The 19,059-nt window shown below is 66.8% G+C and carries 16 protein-coding genes; 13 read left to right on the top strand and 3 right to left on the bottom strand.

The genetic code is table 11. From position 1 onward, the window contains the following. Positions 1–13 precede the first annotated feature (13 nt). The 3 genes from secD to ACTX90_RS09125 all read left to right on the top strand — a co-directional run bounded on the left by secD (position 14) and on the right by ACTX90_RS09125 (position 5,257). Positions 14–1,750: a protein translocase subunit SecD gene (secD, locus tag ACTX90_RS09135; protein ID WP_443443963.1), complete on the top strand. Its 1,737-nt coding sequence runs from the start codon at positions 14–16 to the stop codon at positions 1,748–1,750. Continuing rightward, entirely contained in the window at positions 1,743–2,717 is a 975-nt protein-coding gene (gene secF, locus ACTX90_RS09130) for a protein translocase subunit SecF (RefSeq protein ID WP_443443962.1), read from the top strand. The genes secD and secF overlap by 8 nt, the downstream gene beginning before the upstream one ends. A gap of 272 nt (positions 2,718–2,989) precedes the next feature. Next, on the top strand, positions 2,990–5,257 hold the full coding sequence (locus tag ACTX90_RS09125) for a RelA/SpoT family protein (RefSeq protein WP_443443960.1): 2,268 nt from the start codon (positions 2,990–2,992) through the stop codon (positions 5,255–5,257). Here ACTX90_RS09125 and ACTX90_RS09120 read toward each other — a convergent pair whose 3' ends face one another. Further along, on the bottom strand, positions 5,258–5,902 hold the full coding sequence (locus ACTX90_RS09120; protein ID WP_146955793.1) for a hypothetical protein: 645 nt from the start codon (positions 5,900–5,902) through the stop codon (positions 5,258–5,260). 59 nt (positions 5,903–5,961) lie between these two features. Further along, positions 5,962–7,320, bottom strand: a complete 1,359-nt coding sequence (locus ACTX90_RS09115; RefSeq protein WP_443443958.1) for a DUF349 domain-containing protein — start codon at positions 7,318–7,320, stop codon at positions 5,962–5,964. A 183-nt stretch (positions 7,321–7,503) separates the two neighbouring features. Here ACTX90_RS09115 and hisS point away from each other — a divergent pair, with 183 nt between their 5' ends. From hisS to ACTX90_RS09095, 4 genes are all read left to right on the top strand, one after another. Then, positions 7,504–8,826, top strand: coding sequence for a histidine--tRNA ligase (gene hisS / locus ACTX90_RS09110; RefSeq protein WP_047119193.1), 1,323 nt, complete (start codon positions 7,504–7,506; stop codon positions 8,824–8,826). Between the two features lie 88 nt (positions 8,827–8,914). Beyond that, positions 8,915–10,717, top strand: a complete 1,803-nt coding sequence (aspS, locus tag ACTX90_RS09105; RefSeq protein ID WP_047119192.1) for an aspartate--tRNA ligase — start codon at positions 8,915–8,917, stop codon at positions 10,715–10,717. Positions 10,718–10,872: 155 nt separating this feature from the next. Beyond that, a complete protein-coding gene (locus tag ACTX90_RS09100; protein ID WP_443443956.1) occupies positions 10,873–12,012 on the top strand; it encodes a hypothetical protein in 1,140 nt (379 codons plus the stop codon). A gap of 52 nt (positions 12,013–12,064) precedes the next feature. Next, positions 12,065–12,391: a PadR family transcriptional regulator gene (locus ACTX90_RS09095; protein WP_047119190.1), complete on the top strand. Its 327-nt coding sequence runs from the start codon at positions 12,065–12,067 to the stop codon at positions 12,389–12,391. A gap of 3 nt (positions 12,392–12,394) precedes the next feature. Here ACTX90_RS09095 and dtd read toward each other — a convergent pair whose 3' ends face one another. Beyond that, positions 12,395–12,832, bottom strand: coding sequence for a D-aminoacyl-tRNA deacylase (dtd, locus tag ACTX90_RS09090; protein ID WP_053798172.1), 438 nt, complete (start codon positions 12,830–12,832; stop codon positions 12,395–12,397). A 77-nt stretch (positions 12,833–12,909) separates the two neighbouring features. On the opposite strand from dtd, the gene ACTX90_RS09085 reads away from it, so the two are divergent. From ACTX90_RS09085 to ruvX, 6 genes are all read left to right on the top strand, one after another. Beyond that, positions 12,910–14,313: a replication-associated recombination protein A gene (locus ACTX90_RS09085; protein ID WP_443443953.1), complete on the top strand. Its 1,404-nt coding sequence runs from the start codon at positions 12,910–12,912 to the stop codon at positions 14,311–14,313. Between the two features lie 203 nt (positions 14,314–14,516). After that, entirely contained in the window at positions 14,517–15,140 is a 624-nt protein-coding gene (gene rpsD / locus ACTX90_RS09080; protein ID WP_047119187.1) for a 30S ribosomal protein S4, read from the top strand. Between the two features lie 122 nt (positions 15,141–15,262). Next, positions 15,263–15,634, top strand: a complete 372-nt coding sequence (locus ACTX90_RS09075) for a DUF948 domain-containing protein (RefSeq protein WP_047119186.1) — start codon at positions 15,263–15,265, stop codon at positions 15,632–15,634. 39 nt (positions 15,635–15,673) lie between these two features. After that, entirely contained in the window at positions 15,674–15,883 is a 210-nt protein-coding gene (locus tag ACTX90_RS09070) for a hypothetical protein (protein ID WP_047119185.1), read from the top strand. 19 nt (positions 15,884–15,902) lie between these two features. Then, on the top strand, positions 15,903–18,593 hold the full coding sequence (gene alaS / locus ACTX90_RS09065) for an alanine--tRNA ligase (protein WP_443443951.1): 2,691 nt from the start codon (positions 15,903–15,905) through the stop codon (positions 18,591–18,593). Then, positions 18,586–19,059 (top strand): Holliday junction resolvase RuvX, encoded by a 474-nt coding sequence (gene ruvX, locus ACTX90_RS09060; RefSeq protein WP_047119183.1) that lies wholly within the window; start codon positions 18,586–18,588, stop codon positions 19,057–19,059. Before alaS ends, ruvX begins: the two co-directional genes overlap by 8 nt.

The following is a 19,059-nucleotide window of genomic DNA, read 5'->3' as shown; positions in this document are numbered from 1 at the left end:
GAAAGCACATTAGATGTCATCAATTAGACCTGTGAAGCAGGCACGCAAAGCCTTGCTGTGGCTGCTGGTGGTCTTCCTCATCGCCTCCGGCGTGCTGGTGGGCGGCGTGCTCAGCGGCAAGACGAGCTTCGCACCGAAGCTCGCGCTGGACCTGGAGGGCGGCACCCAGATGATCCTGGCCCCGCGTGTCCAGGGCGACCAGGCGATCAGCCAGGAGCAGCTGGACCAGGCGGTGGAGATCATCCGCCAGCGCGTTGACGGCGCCGGCGTGACCGAATCGGAAATCACCACCCAGTCCGGACGCAACGTCGTCGTCTCGATGCCGGGTGTTCCGAGCCAGGAGACCCGCGACCTGATCCAGGCCTCGGCGAACATGGAGTTTCGCCCGGTGCTGATCACCGGCGCGTTCAACGCCACCCCGGAGGCCGACCGCACCCCTGCCAAGGACCTGCCGAAGCCGACCGGCAAACCGGAGAACCCTTCGGACACCAACTGGATCAGCGCAGACTTGTACAAGCAGTTCGAGGCCTACGACTGCCCGACCGAGCTGAAGGAAGCCAGCACCACCACGCACGATCCTGCCAAGCCGATGATCTCGTGCGATGAGCGCATGGGCGTGAAGTACATCCTCGGCCCGCAGGAGATCCCCGGCGACCAGATTTCCGACGCCTACGCCCAGCTGGCGCGCGGCGTGAACGGCTCGGTCACCGGCGAATGGGTTGTGGTCATCGAGTTCAACTCCGAAGGCACCAAGACCTTCGCCGACACCACCCAGCGGCTGATCTCGCTGACCGGTTCGCGCAACCAGTTCGCCATCGTGCTCGACGGCAACACCATCTCCGCCCCGACGACCAACGCCGTGATCTCCGACGGCCGCCCGCAGATTTCCGGCGGCTTCACCCAGGAGACCAGCCAGGCGCTGGCCGAGCAGCTGAAGTACGGCGCCCTGCCGATCAGCTTCGACATCCAGTCCGAGCAGCAGGTCTCCGCCACCCTCGGCGCCGACCAGCTCAAGGCCGGCCTGATCGCCGGCATCATCGGCCTGTTCGCGGTGTTCATCTACTCGATCTTCCAGTACCGCGCGCTGGGCTTCGTGACCATTGCGTCGCTGATCGCCTCCGGCGTGCTGACCTACCTGGCGCTGGTGCTGCTGGGCTGGGGCATGAACTACCGCCTGTCGCTGGCCGGCGTGGCAGGCCTGATCGTGGCCATCGGCCTGATCGCCGACTCGTTCATCGTGTACTTCGAACGCGTGCGCGATGAGCTGCGCGACGGGCGTCCGCTGGCAAGCGCCGTGGCCATCGGCTGGAAGCGCGCCGAGCGCACCATCCTGGCCTCCAAGGCGGTCAACGTGCTGGCGGCCGTGGTGCTGTACATCGTGGCCGTGGGCAACGTGCGAGGCTTCGCCTTCACCCTGGGTTTGACCGCCATCATCGACCTCGTGGTCGTGTACGGCATGACCCACCCGACGCTGGTGCTGCTGGCACGCACGAAGTTCTTCGCCGAGGGCCACCGCTTCTCCGGCCTGGACCCCTCGCTGCTCGGCGCCGAGCCGCTGTACAAGGGCGCGGGCCAGATCCGCCGCTTCACCGACAACGTCGATGCCAACCGCGGGAAGAAGAACCAGAAGGCGGGCGCAGAGGCCGCCAAGCGCATGACCATCGCCGAACGCCGCCGCGCCGAAGCGGTCTCCGCCTCCACCAAGTCGAAGGCCGCCAAGGACCAGGCGCAGGAGGAGAACAATGAATAAGCTGGTCACGTGGGGCAACGAGCTCTACACGGGCAAACGCTCCTACCCGTTCACCTCCAAGCACCGCCTGTGGTTCAGCATCGCGGCGGTCCTGGTGGTCTTGTCCATCCTGTTGCCCGTCGTCAAGGGCGGCTTCAATCTGGGCATCGACTTCCGCGGCGGCTCGGAGTTCACCGTGTCGAACACGACCCACACCGAGCAGGGCATCGGCGAGGAGGCAGTCAAGGCCGTCGCGCCGGAGGCCGAGGCGACCGTCACCAACATCGCCCCGGGCACCATGCGCATCCAGACCGCGCGCCTGTCCGACGACCAGACCCTGGCCATCGCCAAGGACCTGGCCGCCGGCTACGGCGTGAGCGCCGACGAGGTCACCAGCAACTTCATCGGCCCGACCTGGGGACAGGACGTCTCCCGCCAGGCCCTGGTCGGCCTGCTGGTCTTCGTGGTGCTGGTGGGCCTGCTGATGGCCGCGTACTTCCGCACCTGGAAGATGTCGCTGGCCGCCATCATCGGCCTGTTCACGGTGATCATCGTGACCGGCGGCATCTACTCGCTGACCGGTTTCGAGATCACCCCGAGCGCGATCATCGGCTTCCTGACGATCCTGAGCTACTCGCTGTACGACACCGTCGTGGTGTTCGACAAGATCCGCGAAAACACCAAGGACTTCTCCAAGCGCAATGAACGCACCTTCGAGCAGCAGGTGAACCTGGCGATCAACCAGACCCTGGTGCGCTCGATCAACACCTCCGTGGTGGCGGTCCTGCCGGTCGCCTCGATCCTTTTCATCGGTTCCTACCTGTTGGGCGCCGGTACGCTCAAGGACCTGTCGCTGGCCCTGTTCATCGGCATCATCGTGGGTACGCTGTCCACGATCTTCATCCAGGCCCCGCTGTACGCGTGGCTGCGCCGCAACGACCCCGAGGTCGTCGCGCACACCAAGAAGCTGGAAGCCGCCGCGGCCTAGTTCGCCGGCCCCCGGCCCGAAGAAAATTGGCACCCGCCACCTGTGTGGCGGGTGCCGATTTTCTTAACCCGTGACACCGCGGAATTCGTGGACACCGGGTTCACGTGCTATAACGAATAAACTGGAGAACGTGTTTTTACTGGTAGCCGCGGTAACCCCCGCGGCGGCACTGATCTCGACCGAACGCAGGCAGTGGCGTCGGCACCTGGCGATCATCTCGCCGTGCGCGACGCCGTCTCTGTTTGACCGGTGCAACGTGGAAGGAGCGGGGCATGGCCAACACGCCTAACCTGAACAATGGGAAACGACGCTCGATCTCACGTTTGGTGCGCTTCGCAGGCCGCGGGAGCACCCCGAGCACCTCGCCGACGCTGGAACCGCTGCTGCGCACCGTGAAGTCCAAGCACCCCAAGGCGGACCTGGACCTGCTGGTCCACGCCTACGAGGTCGCCGAGAAGTACCACGAGGGGCAGAAGCGCAAGAGCGGGGACCCCTACATCACCCACCCGGTGGCAGTGGCCACGATCCTGGCCGAAATGGGCATGACCGGCTCGATCCTCGCCGCCGCACTGCTGCATGACACCGTGGAGGACACCGAGTACTCCCTGGAGTCGGTCAAGAAGGAATTCTCCGAGGAGATCGCGATGCTGGTGGACGGCGTCACGAAGCTGGACAAGGTCACCTACGGCGACGCGGCCCCGGCCGAGACGGTGCGCAAGATGGTGGTGGCGATGTCCCGCGACATCCGGGTGCTGCTGATCAAGCTGGCCGACCGACTGCACAACGCCCGCACCTGGCGCTACGTCTCGCCCGAATCCAGCTCGCGCAAGGCCAAGGAAACCCTGGAGATCTTCGCGCCGCTGGCCCACCGCCTGGGCATGAACACCATCAAGTGGGAGCTGGAGGACCTGTCCTTCGCCGCGCTGCACCCGCTGGTCTACCAGGAGATCGTGCGCATGGTGGGGGACCGCACCCCCGAACGCGAGAAGTACCTGGCCAACATCCGCCAGACCCTGGACAAGGATCTCGGCGAGGTGGCGATCCACGCGTCGGTCTCCGGCCGCCCGAAGCACTACTACTCGATCTACCAGAAGATGATCGTGCGCGGCAAGGACTTCGACGACATCCACGACCTGATGGGCGTGCGCATCCTGGTGGACAACGTCAAGGACTGCTACGGCGCCCTGGGCGTGGTGCACGCGCAGTGGAACCCGCTGCCGAACCGCTTCAAGGACTACATCGCGATCCCGAAGCTGAACCTGTACCAGTCGCTGCACACCACCGTGATGGGCCCCGAGGGCAAGCCGGTGGAGATCCAGATCCGCACCCACGACATGCACGTGCGCGCCGAATACGGCGTGGCCGCGCACTTCCAGTACAAGCACGGGCAGAACGCGAACTCCATGCTCTCCCCGGAGCAGAACATGGACTGGCTGCGCTCCCTGATGGAATGGCAGGCCGACACCGAGGACTCCGAGGAGTTCCTGGACGGGCTGCGCTACACCATCAGCTCCGCGGAAGTCTACGTCTTCACCCCGAAGGGCGACATCATGTCGCTGCCGGTGGGCGCCACCCCGGTGGACTTCGCCTATTCCATCCACACCGACGTCGGGCACCGCACCATCGGCTCCCGCGTGAACGGCAAACTGGTCCCATTGCACACCGAGCTCAAGCAGGGCGACGTGGTGGAGGTCTTCACCTCCAAGGCCGAGGGCGCCGGGCCCTCCCAGGACTGGCAGAACTTCGTCAAGTCCCCGCGCGCCAAGGCCAAGATCCGCGGCTACTTCTCCAAGGAGCGCCGCGAGGAGGCCATCGAGAAGGGCAAGGAGCTGCTCACCAAGGAGCTGCGCCGCAACCAGCTGCCGCTGCAGAAGCTGATGACGCACGACCTGCTCTCCGCGGTGGCCAGCGAACTGCACCACTCGGACATCTCCGCGCTCTACCAGTCGGTCGGCGACGGACACACCAGCGCGCAGAACGTCATCGAGCATCTCACCGCGCTCATCGGCCCTCCGGAGGCCGAGCAGGTCGACGAGGAAGCCGACGTCAAGGTCAACGCCCCCACCAAGCGGACCGGGAACGACGCCGGCGTGATCGTGGAAGGCGTGGGCGACGTGCTGGTCAAGCTGGCCCGCTGCTGCACCCCGGTGCCGCCGGATGAGATCCAGGGCTTCGTCACCCGCGGTGCCGGCGTCTCGGTGCACCGCACCGACTGCCTGAACCTGGCGCAGCTGGCCGGGGAGCCGGACCGCATCGTGAACGTCTCCTGGGCTGCGAAGCACAACGGGGTCTTCCTGGTGGAAATCCAGGTCGAGGCGCTGGACCGCAAGTCGCTGCTTTCAGACGTGACCCGGATCCTCTCCGAGAACCACCTGAACATTCTCTCCGCCTCGGTGCAGACCAGCAGGGAACGTGTGGCGATTTCCCGCTTCTCCTTCGAGATGGGCGACCCGAAGTTCCTGAGCCACGTGCTGAACCAGGTGCGCCGGATCGACGGCGTGTACGACGTTTACCGCACCACCGCAGGCTCCCGGCGCTAGCTAGGCCGCGGCCGGCCGGTCCCCGTCCAGCTGGCGCTCCGGGGCGAAGGACTCGACCAGCCGCAGCGCCCGGGACACCTCGGGCTGCGCGGGATACTGCGCCAGCCGCTGCGCCACCGCATCCAAATGCAGGAACTTGTCCTGAAGCCGCACCACCTCCGCCAGCACCCTGGTTGCGCTGGGCAGCGGATCGTAGGCCGCGCAGTCGCACACCGTGCGCAGCAGGCTGGTGACCTTCACCCGCTGGCGGAAGATGATCTCCTCCTCGGCCAGCTCGAGCTGCGAGAAGCTCACCTGCAGCCCGTTGCCCGGGCGATAGGGCCGCCGGTAGCCGGGCGAATTGATCCGCAGCGCGAAGGTGTAGGGCAGCAGCCCGTGCACCCAGGCGGCGGTCTCGCGGCAGATCACGTCGTGGCGCTGCAGCTGGCGCCCGGAGACGAACGCGGCGATCCGCGCCCGCACCCCGGCGTCGTACCTGAAGAACATGGGCACGAAGCAGTTGCCCATCGCCTCGCGCACCAGGCCGCGCCCGGCCATGGCCCCGAGTTCATTGCGGCTGAACAGCTCGCCGGCAATCAGCAGATCCTCCGGAATGCGCAACGCGGCGGCGCACCGTCCAGAAGCCGTGGGATGTAGATTCTCCATAGGGCTACTGAAGCAGGTGACGCCGCCGCGTTGGCGGTGCACAGGCGAACTGTGGATTATTACTCGAAGTCGGCTGCCGACTTCTCCAGGGTGCTCAGCCACATGCGGCGGGCGTCCAGGGCTTCCTGGGCCGAAGCGATCTGCTTGGCGTTGCCCTTCGCCTGCGCGGCGGCCAGGTCGGCCTCCAGTGCGGCAATGGTCTCCTGCAGCTGCGAGAGCATAGAGTTCGAGCGGGCCTTGGTCTCCGGGTTGGAACGGCGCCACTGCTCTTCCTCGGCGCTCTTCACGGCGTCCTCCACCTGGCGCAGCGCCGACTCGATGCGCTGCAGGTCCCCGCGCGGCACCTTGCCGGCGTCTTCCCAGCGGCCGCGGATCGAATCCAGCTTGGCCTTGGCGGCGGCCAGGTCGTTGATCGGCAGCAGCGCGCGGGCTTCATCCAGCAGGGCTTCCTTCACCACGAGGTTGGCGGCGAATTCGGCGTCCACGGCGGCGTTGGCCTCGGCGCGGGCCTGGAAGAACACGTCCTGGGCGGCGCGGAAGCGGCCCCAGAGCTGGTCGTCGTCCTTGCGCGAGGCGCGGCGCGACTTCTTCCACTCGTCCATGAGCTTGCGGTACTCTGCGGCGGTGGCGGCCCAGTCGGTGGAGTTCTGCAGCGCCTCGGCGCGCGCGATCAGCTCCTCCTTGACTGCCTTCGCGGCGGCGTTGGTGGAATCCAGCTGCGAGAAGTAGGCGCGGCGGTGGCGGTCGAAGGTCGTGCGGGCGGCGCGGAAGCGCTTCCACAGGGCGTCTTCGGTGGCGCGCGGCAGGCGTACCGAGGAGCGCTGGGTCGCCTTCCAGTTCTCGAACAGCTCGTTCATGGCCGCCGAGGCGGTCTTCCACTGGATCTGCTCAGGGCGCTTGGCGGCCATGGCTTCGGCCTGCTCGACGATGCCCTCGCGCACGGCCAGCTGCTCGGCGCGGGCGGCCTCGTTGGCCTGGCGCTGGGCGGCGGACAGCTCCTGCACCGCCACGCGCACGGTTTCCAGCCGGGATTCCAGCAGCGCGATGTCGCCGACCATGTGGCGCTCGGCCACGGCGGCGGCCAGCGCGTCGATGGTCTTGCCCATCTCGCCGGCCGGGGCCTTGGCTGCCACACGCTGCTCGAGCAGCATCAGCTGGGAGAAGACGTCGTCATATTTGCGCACAAAGTAGGCCAGGGCCTCCTCGGCGGTCGCGTCCGGGTACTGGCCGACCGGGTGCTCGGCGCCGTCGATGATGACGAATACGTGGCCGTCCTCGGCGACGCGGGCGAACTTGGCCGCTTCGTCAAGGGGCGTGGAATGCACGACTGGCTGGGCTACGACCGGCTTCGCGGCAGGCTTTACGGCCTGCGGCACGGGGGTCTTCTGGCTGTCGTCGGATTTCTGACTGGTGGTCACCGCTGAAACTCTTTCACTTTTTGCGCTGTACTTGCTCAGCCAACTCTACCTGTGAGCTCCGCTTCTTAGTAAGCCGACGTGCGCAGGTTTCTTCGTGTTGGCGCTATAAGATGGGTAGGTGGCGCGTTCGCACGGCGGTTTGCGCGCAGTTTTTGCCTACAGCACGATGCATCAAGGAGTTTCATGGCACGCAAGGCCTCCCTATCAGGTTTCCCCGAATGGCTTCCGGCCGAGCGGGTGGTCGAGCAGCATGTGCTCGACACCTTGCGCCGCACCTTCGAGCTGCACGGCTTCGCGAACATCGAGACCCGCGCCGTGGAAACCCGGGCGCAGCTGCTGCGCAAGGGCGAGATCGACAAGGAGGTCTACGGCCTTTCCCGCCTGGCCGCCGAGGACGACAAGGACGATCCGAACGCGCTGGCCCTGCACTTCGATCTGACCGTGCCCTTCGCCCGCTACGTGGTGGAGAACGCCGGCCACCTGGCCTTCCCGTTCCGCCGCTACCAGATGCAGAAGGTCTGGCGCGGCGAACGCCCGCAGGACGGCCGCTTCCGCGAATTCACCCAGGCCGACATCGACGTGGTCGGCGAGGGCACCTTGCCCTTCAGCTACGACGTCGAGCTGGCGCTGACCATCGCCGACGCCCTCTCCGCCCTGCCGATCGGCGACTTCCGGCTGCGCGTGAACAACCGCAAGCTCGCCGAGGGCTTCTACCGCGGCCTGGGACTCGACGACCCGGACGCGGTGCTGCGCGCCATCGACAAGCTGGAGAAGATCGGCGACGACGCCGTGGCCAAGATCCTCATCGAGGACGTCGGCGCCACCGCCGAGCAGGCGGCCGCCGCGCTGGCGCTGGCCAAGATCCGTACCATGGACACCTCCTTCGTCGAGCAGGTCCGCGCCCTGGGCGTCGAGCACGAGCTACTGGACACCGGTCTGGACGAGCTCTCGCAGGTCATCGCCGCCGCCTCCAAGCGCGCCCCGGGCAAGGTCATGGCCGACTTGTCCATCGCCCGCGGCCTGGACTACTACACCGGCACCGTCTACGAGACCGTGCTGGTGGGCCACGAATCGCTGGGCTCGATCTGCTCGGGCGGACGTTACGAGTCGCTGGCCTCCAAGGGCAAGAAGACCTACCCGGGTGTTGGCCTGTCCATCGGCGTCACCCGCCTGATCTCCCGCATCCTCGCCGAGGAAACGGTGAAGGCCGCGCGTTCGGTGCCCTCGGTGGTGTATGTCACCCTCGCCCACGACGACTCCTGGCACGAGGCGCAGGACGTCGCCGCCGCGCTGCGCGGACGGGGGATCGCCTGCGAGGTGGCCTCCAGCGCGGAGAAGTTCGGCAAGCAGATCAAGTACGCAGATCGCCGCGGGATTCCGTTCGTCTGGTTCACCCACGCGGACGGCACCCACGAGGTCAAGGACATCCGTTCCGGCGAGCAGGTTTCCGCCGATCCGGCCGTCTGGGCCCCGCCGGCGCAGGACCTGTACAACACCGTCGGCTAGGCTCCGGCCGCCCTGCACCCGCACCGGGTGCACTAAACTCTTGCGAAGAAGAACTTCGCACTTTGTCGAATCGACCGAAAGGATCGTAGTGCTACGCACTCATCAGCTGGGCGTGCTAAACGCCGAGCACATTGGACAGCAGGTCACCCTCACCGGCTGGGTCGCCCGCCGCCGTGACCACGGTGGAGTGGCGTTCCTGGATCTACGCGACGCCTCGGGCGTGGCCCAGGTCGTGGTGCGCGACGAGGAGGACTTCCACCCGCTGCGCAATGAGTTCGTGCTGCAGATCAAGGGCACCGTCGAGCGCCGCCCGGAAGGCAACGAGAACCCGAACCTGCCCACCGGCGAAATCGAGGTGATCGCCGACGAGGTGATCGTGCTGAACACCGCCGCGCCGCTGCCGTTCCAGGTTGATGAGCACGTCGAGGTCGGCGAGGAGGCGCGCCTGCGCCACCGCTACCTTGACCTGCGCCGCCCGACCCCGACCCGCAACCTGCGCCTGCGTTCCGAGGTCAACCGCGTGGCCCGCAACCTGCTCCACGACGAAGGCTTCGTGGAGATCGAGACCCCGACGCTGACCCGCTCCACCCCGGAAGGCGCCCGCGACTTCGTCGTTCCCGCCCGCCTGTCCCCGGGCAGCTGGTACGCGCTGCCGCAGTCCCCGCAGCTGTTCAAGCAGCTGCTGCAGGTCGGCGGCTTCGAGAAGTACTACCAGATCGCGCGCTGCTACCGCGACGAAGACTTCCGCGCCGACCGCCAGCCGGAGTTCACCCAGCTGGACATCGAGGCCTCGTTCGTCGAGGAAGACGACATCATCGCCCTGGGCGAGAAGCTGGTCAAAGCCATCTGGGCGCTGATCGACGTTGAGATCCCGACCCCGATCCGCCGCATGACCTACGCCGAGGCCATGGAGAAGTACGGTTCGGACAAGCCGGACCTGCGCTTCGGCCTCGAGCTGACCGAGATGACCGAGTACTTCGCGAACACCTCCTTCAAGGTGTTCCAGTCGGCCTACGTCGGCGCCGTGGTCATGCCCGGCGGCGCCTCGCAGCCCCGCCGCACCCTGGATGCCTGGCAGGAATTCGCCAAGCAGCGCGGCGCGAAGGGCCTTGCCTACGTGCTGCTCAAGGAAGACGGCGAGCTGGCCGGCCCGGTGGCCAAGAACCTCTCCGATGAGGAGAAGGCGGGCCTGGCCGCCGCCACCGGCGCCAAGCCGGGGGACTGCATCTTCTTCTCCGCCGGCGACAAGGCCGAATCCCGCGCCCTGCTCGGCTCGGTCCGCGTGGAGATCGGCCACCGCACCGGATTGATCAAGGACGGCGACTGGGCCTTCGTGTGGGTAGTTGACGCACCGATGTTCGAACCTGCCTCCGCCGCGGTCGCCTCGGGCGACGTGGCAGTGGGCGCCGGCGCCTGGACCGCTGTGCACCACGCGTTCACCAGCCCGAAGCCAGAGTTCCTGGACACCTTCGACACCGACCCTGCCTCGGCCCTGTCCTACGCGTACGACATCGTCTGCAACGGCAACGAAATCGGCGGCGGCTCGATCCGTATCCACCAGCGCGACGTGCAGGAGCGCGTCTTCAAGCTGATGGGCGTGAGCGAGGAGCAGGCGCAGACCCAGTTCGGCTTCCTGCTCGAGGGCTTCAAGTACGGCGCCCCGCCGCATGGCGGCATCGCCCTGGGCTGGGACCGCGTGCTGCAGCTGCTCACCGGTTCGGAGTCCATCCGCGACGTCATCGCCTTCCCGAAGACCGGCGGCGGCTTCGACCCGCTGACCCAAGCTCCGGCGCCGATCACCGCGCAGCAGCGCAAGGAGGCCGGCATCGACTTCAAGCCCGAGAAGAAGAAGGCCGACGCCGAGTCGAGGGCTGAGGCAGAAGCCAAATAGCCTTGGCCCAAGCTGCCTGGACGGGGCCGGGAGAATCCGCATGGATCCTCCCGGCCCCGTTGCCGTTAAGCCGGGCCCGTGCTGGCGCTTGCCATGGGAAAAAAACTGCACTAGGTTGAAAACTGATCTAGTAGGACGACTTCGGCGAGGCGGCGATGGGCAGCAATCCAGAACTCAGCACAACCGCGAAAATCATCAACTCCTACCCAGCGGGCGACCGCGAATGGGCCGAGCAATTCCATGCGGCCATGGTCATCGCCGATGCCACGCCGGCGCAGTGCGAAGAAGAGCTGCTCGCCCAGCGCGAGTGGATCCATGCCAGTGGCGAATCCGCCGAGCAGCTCCTGGGCAACGGCTGGATTTTTGGCAAGCATCGAGTGCGCGAAATCAAATCCCCCCAACAGCTTGGCCAGGATGAACTGCCCGTTGACAGCTTCCGCACGCTCGTTCTGGGATTCGGCCTCACCATCGGTGCCATGGCCGTCGGCTTCGGCCTCTGGATCGCATTCAGGGACGGCTCGCTCGCCTGGAGTTGGACGTACTGGCAGCTGGGTTGCTTCATCGCGGGAGGCTCCCTTGCCCTCATTGGAACGGGCTTCGCCTACCTGCGTCTCGCTTCGCGTTTCAAGGCGGCATGGCTGTTGTTGTCCGTAGGGCTTCCCACGACCGTCCTGGTGGCAGTGCCGCTGTTCATGATGGCCGGGGAGGATGCGGCGATCCCAGCGCCCAATGCCGTTGTCCCGATGCTTGGTCTGCTGCTCGCAGTGGGCGTCTTCTTCCTGCCAGAGGCGAGCGCGAAGCCGCATTCCCCAGCCGACGAGGCGGCCCTGAATCTGGATCCAGGTCTATGGTTTGCGCAGACCAGGAGAATCCTTCGTGGCCGCTACGGATTCACCCGGCGGGAAGCTGCCTCTGTGCTGGAAGAAGCCAGGCAGGGCTGGCACGAGAACTCCCAGGACGCGAACACCACGGACATCGTCAACGATCTGGGCACACCCAACGAATTCGCCATCCAGGCGGCGCCGGGCAATGCAGCCGCGGTGCATCGTCGCTGGTTGCTCAAGAATTGCGCGCTGCTGCTGCTATTCGGCTGCTACCTGTCCGGTAATATAGGCGAAATATCCACCAACGGAATCTCGTGGTGGACTGCCTTCCTCGCCTTTTTGTGCATGCTGCTGCTGGCCTACTTCGCTACCAGACTGCTTCCCTCGCAGCGTGGAGAGCATGTTCAGGCGAAGCTGCGAGCCCTGCAACAGGCAGCCGATGCCGTCAGCGAACGCCAGGACAATATCTAGTGTTTGTAGAACCCTTTACAAGCAGCAACGGTCGCGCCAGAACAGGCTGGGCATGACAAGCAATTCACATTTTCCTGCCGGTTGGCAGCGAGCCGTGCTGCCAACGCTGCTGCTGACCCAGCTCGAGAACGGTCCCGCCCATGGCTATGCAATTGCCAAGGCATTGGCCGCCGGGGGATTCGACCCGCCCAAGGGTGCAGCGCTCTATCCCGCGCTGGCAAAACTCGAAGCTTCCGGAGCAGTGAGCACGACGTGGGAAGAAGGCCAAGGCGGACCTGGACGCAAGGTCTACGAGCTGACACCGGCAGGGCGGGAACAGCTCGCCCGGCAGCTGCGGCTCTTTGCGGACTTCGCCAAGCTTGTCGTGGGTGAAAACTGAGAACTACGCCAAGTCCGCCGAATCCACGATGATCGTCATCGGCCCGGAGTTCACCAGCGACACGTTCATCATTTCCCCGAAGCGCCCCGTTTCCACATGCGCCCCGAGCTGGCGCAGGCAGCCCACGAAGTACTCGTACAGCGGTTCGCTCACCGCTCCCGGCGCGGCGGCGGACCACGAGGGGCGCCGGCCCTTGCGCACCGAGGCGTACAGCGTGAACTGGCTGATCACCAGCAGCGGCGCGTTCGTCGACTCGGCGCTGGCCTCGTCCTGGAGGATGCGCAGGCGCCAGATCTTCTCCGCGACCTTGCGCGCGGTCGCCTCGTCGTCCTCGTGGGTGACCCCGAGCAGGACCACCAGCCCCGGGGAGGGCAGTTCGCCGACGATCGATTCCTCGACCTCGACGTGGGCGGTGCTGGCGACCTGGATGACGGCGCGCATGTGATCCTTTCCAAAGCGGCGGGGTGGCGGCGCCCGGCGTGCGGGCGCAGCCTCCAGAGTATCGCTAGGCTGGGTGGGTGAGCGATTTGTTCGATGCCCTGGATGACGATGACTTTGCCGCCGCGCGCAGCGAAGGCGCAATCAATCGGCCGCGTCCGCCGCTGGCGGTGCGCATGCGCCCGCGCACCCTGGACGAGCTGGTCGGCCAGCAGCACCTGCTCGGCCCCGGCTCGCCGCTGCGCCAGCTGGCCGAGCACCCGGAAACCGGACCGGCAGGGCCCGCCAGCGTGATCCTCTACGGCCCGCCGGGCATCGGCAAAACCACCATAGCCCACGTGATCGCCCGTGCCACCGATCGCAAGTTCGTCGAGCTCTCCGCGATCACCGCAGGGGTCAAGGACGTGCGCCGGGTCATCGAGCAGGCCAAGGACGACCGCGATTTGCGCGGGGTCACCACGGTGCTGTTCCTCGACGAGATCCACCGCTTCAACAAGGCCCAGCAGGACGCCTTGCTGCCCGGGGTGGAGAACCGCGTGGTCGTGCTGGTCGCCGCCACCACCGAAAATCCCTCCTTCTCCGTCATCTCCCCGCTGCTCTCGCGCTCGCTGCTGCTGACCCTGCGCCCGCTGACCGACGCGGACCTGGCCGAGCTGGTGGACCGGGCCGTGTCCGACGAGCGCGGCTTCGGCGGCCAGGTCGCACTGGATCCCGAGCAGCGCGAGGCGATCGTCCGGCTGGCCCAGGGCGATGCCCGGCGCGTGCTCACCGTGCTGGAGGCCGCCGGCGCCGTCGCCTGGAACGCCGCGGGCAAGGACGTGGCGCCGCCGGTGCAGGTCGAGGCTTCCCACGTGCACCTGGCCATGGACCAGGCCGTGCAGCGGTACGACAAGGACGGCGACCAGCACTACGACATCATCTCCGCGTTCATCAAGTCGATCCGCGGCTCGGACGTGGACGCGGCCCTGCACTACCTGGCGCGCATGCTGGCCGCGGGGGAGGACCCGCGCTTCATCGCCCGCCGCCTAATGATCTCCGCCAGCGAGGACGTCGGCATGGCCGATCCCACCGCGCTGCCGCTGGCGGTGGCCACCGCCCAGTCCGTGGCGCTGACCGGCATGCCAGAGGCGCGCATCATGCTCGGCCAAGCCACCGTGCACCTGGCCACCGCTCCGAAGTCCAACGCCTCGTACAACGCGATCAACGCCGCGCTGGCCGACGTGAACGAGGGCCGCGGCTCGCTGGTCCCCGACCATCTGCGCGACGCCCACTATCCGGGCGCCACGGCGCTGGGCCACGGCACCGGCTACCTCTACGCCCACGACGCCCCGCATTCGATCGCCTCCCAGCAGTACCTGCCCGACGACCTGCTTGGCACCAACTACTACACGCCCACCGCCAACGGGGCGGAGAAGACCATCGGCGCCAGGCTGTCCCGGCTGCGCGAGATCATCCGGGCCAAGGACCCGCGCCGCAAACGCTGAGCTCCGCCCGGCCGCGGATGTGGGGCAAACCTCACCGCGGGCGCAGGCTCATTCGTGTAAACTTGAACTTTGGCTGGCAAGCCGCATTCTCCCCGGGCGACCGGGGCCTATGCGGTTGCAGTGTTTCATCGGGACGCGACGCCCAAGCACTCTCCGTCCGGGAGGCCAGTAGACTCCGTCGCTTAAATGAAAAGGACACATCAATGGCTAATGCCCGTGCCCGCCGTACCGTGCGCCTCTCGCGCGCCCTCGGCCTTGCCCTGACCCCTAAAGCTGAAAAGTACATGGAGCGTCGTCCGTACGGTCCAGGTCAGCATGGCCGCGCCCGCAAGAAGCAGGACAGCGACTACGCAGTGCGTCTGCGCGAGAAGCAGCGTCTGCGCGCCCAGTACGGCATCCGCGAAGTACAGATGCTCAACGCCTTCAAGGAAGCCAAGCGCCTCGGCGGCCAGACCGGTGACAACCTGCTGGCTCTGCTCGAGTCCCGCCTGGATGCCCTCGTTCTGCGTGCCGGCTTCGCCCGCACCATCCAGCAGGCCCGCCAGCTGGTAGTGCACCGCCACATCCTGGTCAACGGCCAGCGCGTGGACCGCCCATCGTTCCGCGTGAAGCCGGGTCAGCTGATCCACGTTCACGAGAAGAGCGAGAAGATGGTTCCGTTCCAGATGGCCGCAGCCGGCGAGCACGCACAGGTGCTGCCAGCCGTTCCTGCCTACCTGGACGTCAAGCTGGAATCCCTCCAGGCCACCTTCCTGCGCGCTCCTGAGCGCGCCGAGATCCCGGTGACCTGCGAAGAGAACCTCGTGGTCGAGTACTACGCACGCTAAACCCGTGCGCCAGATGGCCCGCAACCGATTTCCGGTTGCGGGCCATCCGCTTAACTACCTGTTCAGGCTCACACTTCGATAAGGTGGACTGGCAGCAAAAACCCAAGCAGAAGAGGAAGCACATGTCGGGTTCGGATATCGCAGGGCTCATCGCCGCTGGAGCGTTCGTCATATTGGTGGCAATCCTCGCGGTGCCGATCATCAAGTTGGGCAAGGTGTTCGACGAGCTGCGCAACTCGATCAAGGACCTGGCAGACGGAACCACCCCGTTGATCGGCGAGGTCACCAACACCGTCGCGACCACGAACGACCAGCTCAAGAAGGTCGACGCGATCACCTCCAACGTCTCCGACGCCACCGCCAACGTCTCGGCGCTGTCCTCCCTGGTCGCCGCCACCGTCGGCAAACCGCTGATCAAGGTCGCCGCCTTCACCGAGGGCGTCAAGGCCGCGATGAACTCCAAGCCCTCAGGCAAGGCCCGCCGCAGCCGCTAACCGCAGACGACCAACTGCCTCTCAGGCAAGGAGACTAGAATGAAAAAGCTCTTGTGGGTTTCGATCGGCGTCGGCATTGGCGTGCTGGCGTCCAAAAAATACACCGAAGTTTCCTCCGGGGCGGCCCTGAACCGCCAGGTCGGCAAGTACGCCGACCGCGTCTCGGAGATCGCGCAGGCATTCAGCACCGCAATGCATGCACGCGAAGAAGAATTACGTTCCGCCCTCGGCGTGGACTCAGCTAAATGAAGGGATCATCCGTAACACGATGAAAACGCAGGAAATTGCCCGTCGATGGGTCGACTTTTTCGTCTCCAAGGGCCACACCGCCGTGCCCAGCGCCTCGCTGGTCTCGGCCGACCCATCCTTGCTGTTCACGGTGGCCGGCATGGTCCCGTTCATCCCTTACCTGACCGCGCGCGAAGAGCCGCCGTACACTCGCGCCACCTCGGTGCAGAAGTGCATCCGCACCGGTGACATCGAAGAAGTCGGCAAGACCGTGCGCCACGGCACCTTCTTCCAGATGTGCGGCAACTTCTCCTTCGGCGACTACTTCAAGAAGGAAGCCATCCACTTCGCCTGGGAGCTGCTGACCAACAGCCTCGAGGACGGCGGCTACGGCCTGGAGAAGGACCGCCTGTGGGTCACCGTCTACGAGGACGGCGACGAGAAGGACCTCGAGGCCCGCCGCATCTGGGAAGAGGAAATCGGCCTGCCGCGCGAGCGCGTCGTCGGCACCGGCAAGGAAGACAACTACTGGAACACCGGCCAGCCCGGCCCCGGCGGCCCCTGCTCGGAGATCTACTACGACCGCGGCGCCGAGTACGGCCAGGAGGGCGGCCCGGCGGTCGACGAGACCCGCTACATCGAGATCTGGAACCTCGTGTTCATGCAGTACCAGCTCTCGGCGGTGCGCTCGAAGACCGACTTCGACGTGGCCGGCGAACTGCCCAAGCGCAACATCGACACCGGCCTGGGCCTGGAGCGCCTGGCGATGATCCTGCAGGGCGTCGAGAACATGTACGAGACCGACCAGGTCCGCCCGGTGCTGGACAAGGCCGCGGAACTCGCCGCGATCACTTACACCTCCACCGAAGATCCCGAGGATCCGAACCACGCCAACGACGTGCGCCTGCGCATGATCGCCGACCACATCCGCTCCTCGCTGATGCTGATCTCCGACGGCGTCACCCCGGGCAACGAAGGCCGCGGCTACGTGCTGCGCCGCCTGATCCGCCGCGCCGTGCGCGCCATGCGCCTGATGGGCGTGGACACCGAGGTGCTTCCCGAGCTGCTGCCGGTCTCCCGCGACGCCATGAAGGGCGTCTACCCGATCGTCGAAGAGGACTTCGAGCGCATCTCCCGCATCGCCTACGCCGAGGAGCGCGCTTTCCGCCGCACCATCGCCTCGGGCACCACCCGCCTGGACGAGGCGCTGACCCATGCCAAGGCAGAGGGCCACGACCTCTCGGGCGACGACGCGTTCGCGCTGCACGACACCTACGGCTTCCCGATCGACCTGACCTTGGAGATCGCCTCCGAGGCGGGCCTGGCGGTCGACGAGGCGCGCTTCCGCGAGCTCATGAACGAGCAGCGCACCCGCGCCCAGAAGGACGCCAAGGCCAAGAAGTCGGGCCACGCCGACCTGTCGGTGTACACCGCGCTGGCCGAGGCCGGCCACGTGCACTTCACCGGCTACGACACCCTGGCCGGCGAGTCGAAGATCCGCGGCATCATCCGCGACGGCGCCGTGGTGCCGTTCGCCGAGCAGGGCCAGGAAATCGACCTCGTGCTGGAGGAGACCCCGTTCTACGCCGAATCCGGCGGCCAGGCCGGAGACGTCGGCCTGATCACCGGCGACGGCTTCGTGCTGGAGGTCACCGACGTGCAGGCCCCGGTCAAGGGCCTGAACGTGCACAAGGTCATCGTGCGCGAGGGCGAACTGCCCGCCGAGGCGCTGGTGCGCACCCAGGTCGACGCGATCCGCCGCCACTCCGGCGAGCAGGCGCACTCGGCCACCCACCTGGTGCACGCCGCGTTGCGCGAGCTGCTGGGGGACACCGCCACTCAGGCCGGTTCCTTCAACAAGGCAGGCTACCTGCGCTTCGACTTCTCCTGGGCCGAGGCCCTGTCGATGTCCGCCCGCAGCGAGGTCGAAGAGGTCGTGAACCTGGCGATCGCCGCCAACCACCAGGTCGTCACCAACGAGATGGCGCTGGCCGAGGCGAAGAAGCTGGGCGCGATGAGCCTGTTCGGCGAGAAGTACTCCAACGACGTGCGCGTGGTGGAGATGAACGGCGCCTGGTCGCGCGAGCTGTGCGGCGGCACCCACGTGGACTCCACCGCCCGCATCGGCCAGCTGACCCTGCTCTCCGAAGCCTCCGTGGGCTCGGGCAACCGCCGCGTCGAGGCGCTGGTGGGCATGGAGGCGTTCCGCCACGGTGCCGCCGAGCGCGCCCTGGTCTCCGAGCTCTCGGGCCTGTTCCGCGTGCCGAGCAACCAGGTCTCCGAGCGCGTGAACGAGACGGTGGCCAAGCTGAAGGCAGCGGAGAAGCAGATTGCGGAGCTCAAGAGCGCCGCGATGCTCGCGCAGTCCGCGCAGCTGCTGGAGAAGGTCGTCACCATCGGCGCCACCCGCCTGCTGGCGCACAACGCCGGCGCGGTCGATTCGGCCGATGCACTGCGCACCATGGCCCTTGACCTACGCGGCAAGCTGGGTTCGGACGCCGCGGTGATCGTGCTGATCGGCGTGTCCAACGGTCGCCCGCTGGTGCTCGCGGTGACCAACGAGGAAGCCCGCGCCAACGGCTTCAAGGCCGGCGCGCTGGTGCGCACCGCCACCGGCGTGCTCGGCGGCGGCGGCGGCGGCAAGGACGACATGGCCCAGGGCGGCGGCCAGGATGCTTCGCGCATCGACGACGCCCTGGACGCGATCCGCGCGGCGCTGGCCAATGGCTAGCATCGCGCTCGGCGTCGACGTGGGCCTAGCCCGCGTCGGCGTCGCCGTCTCCGACCCCTCGGGCTTGCTCGCCACCCCGGTGATGACGCTGCGCCGCGACGCGAAGAAGAACTCCGACCGCCGCCTGCTGCTGCGCATGATCGTGGACCGCGGTGTGTCCGAGGTCTACATCGGCGAACCCAAGGCCCTGTCCGGGAACGCCACGGAATCCACCAAAATGGCACGTGACTACGCCATTGCCTTGGTCGAAGAGGCAAATGCGGCTAGCATCGAGGTTGAGGTTTTCCTGGTCGACGAGCGCCTGAGCAGCGTCAGCGCCCACCGTGCGCTGCATGCCTCGGGCAAGAAGATGGCTTCGCACCGCGAGGTCGTCGACCAGGCCGCCGCGATCGAGATCCTGCAGCAGGTGCTGGACATGCGACGCAACAGCGTGCGTGTGCAGGCAAGCCGCGTGGTGCTGAAGTAG

The organism is Glutamicibacter soli, from assembly GCF_052322135.1.
GTDB classification, from domain to species: domain Bacteria; phylum Actinomycetota; class Actinomycetes; order Actinomycetales; family Micrococcaceae; genus Glutamicibacter; species Glutamicibacter soli.
Note: the sequence above shows the minus strand (reverse complement) of the source record. Positions and strands in the feature narration are given on the sequence as shown.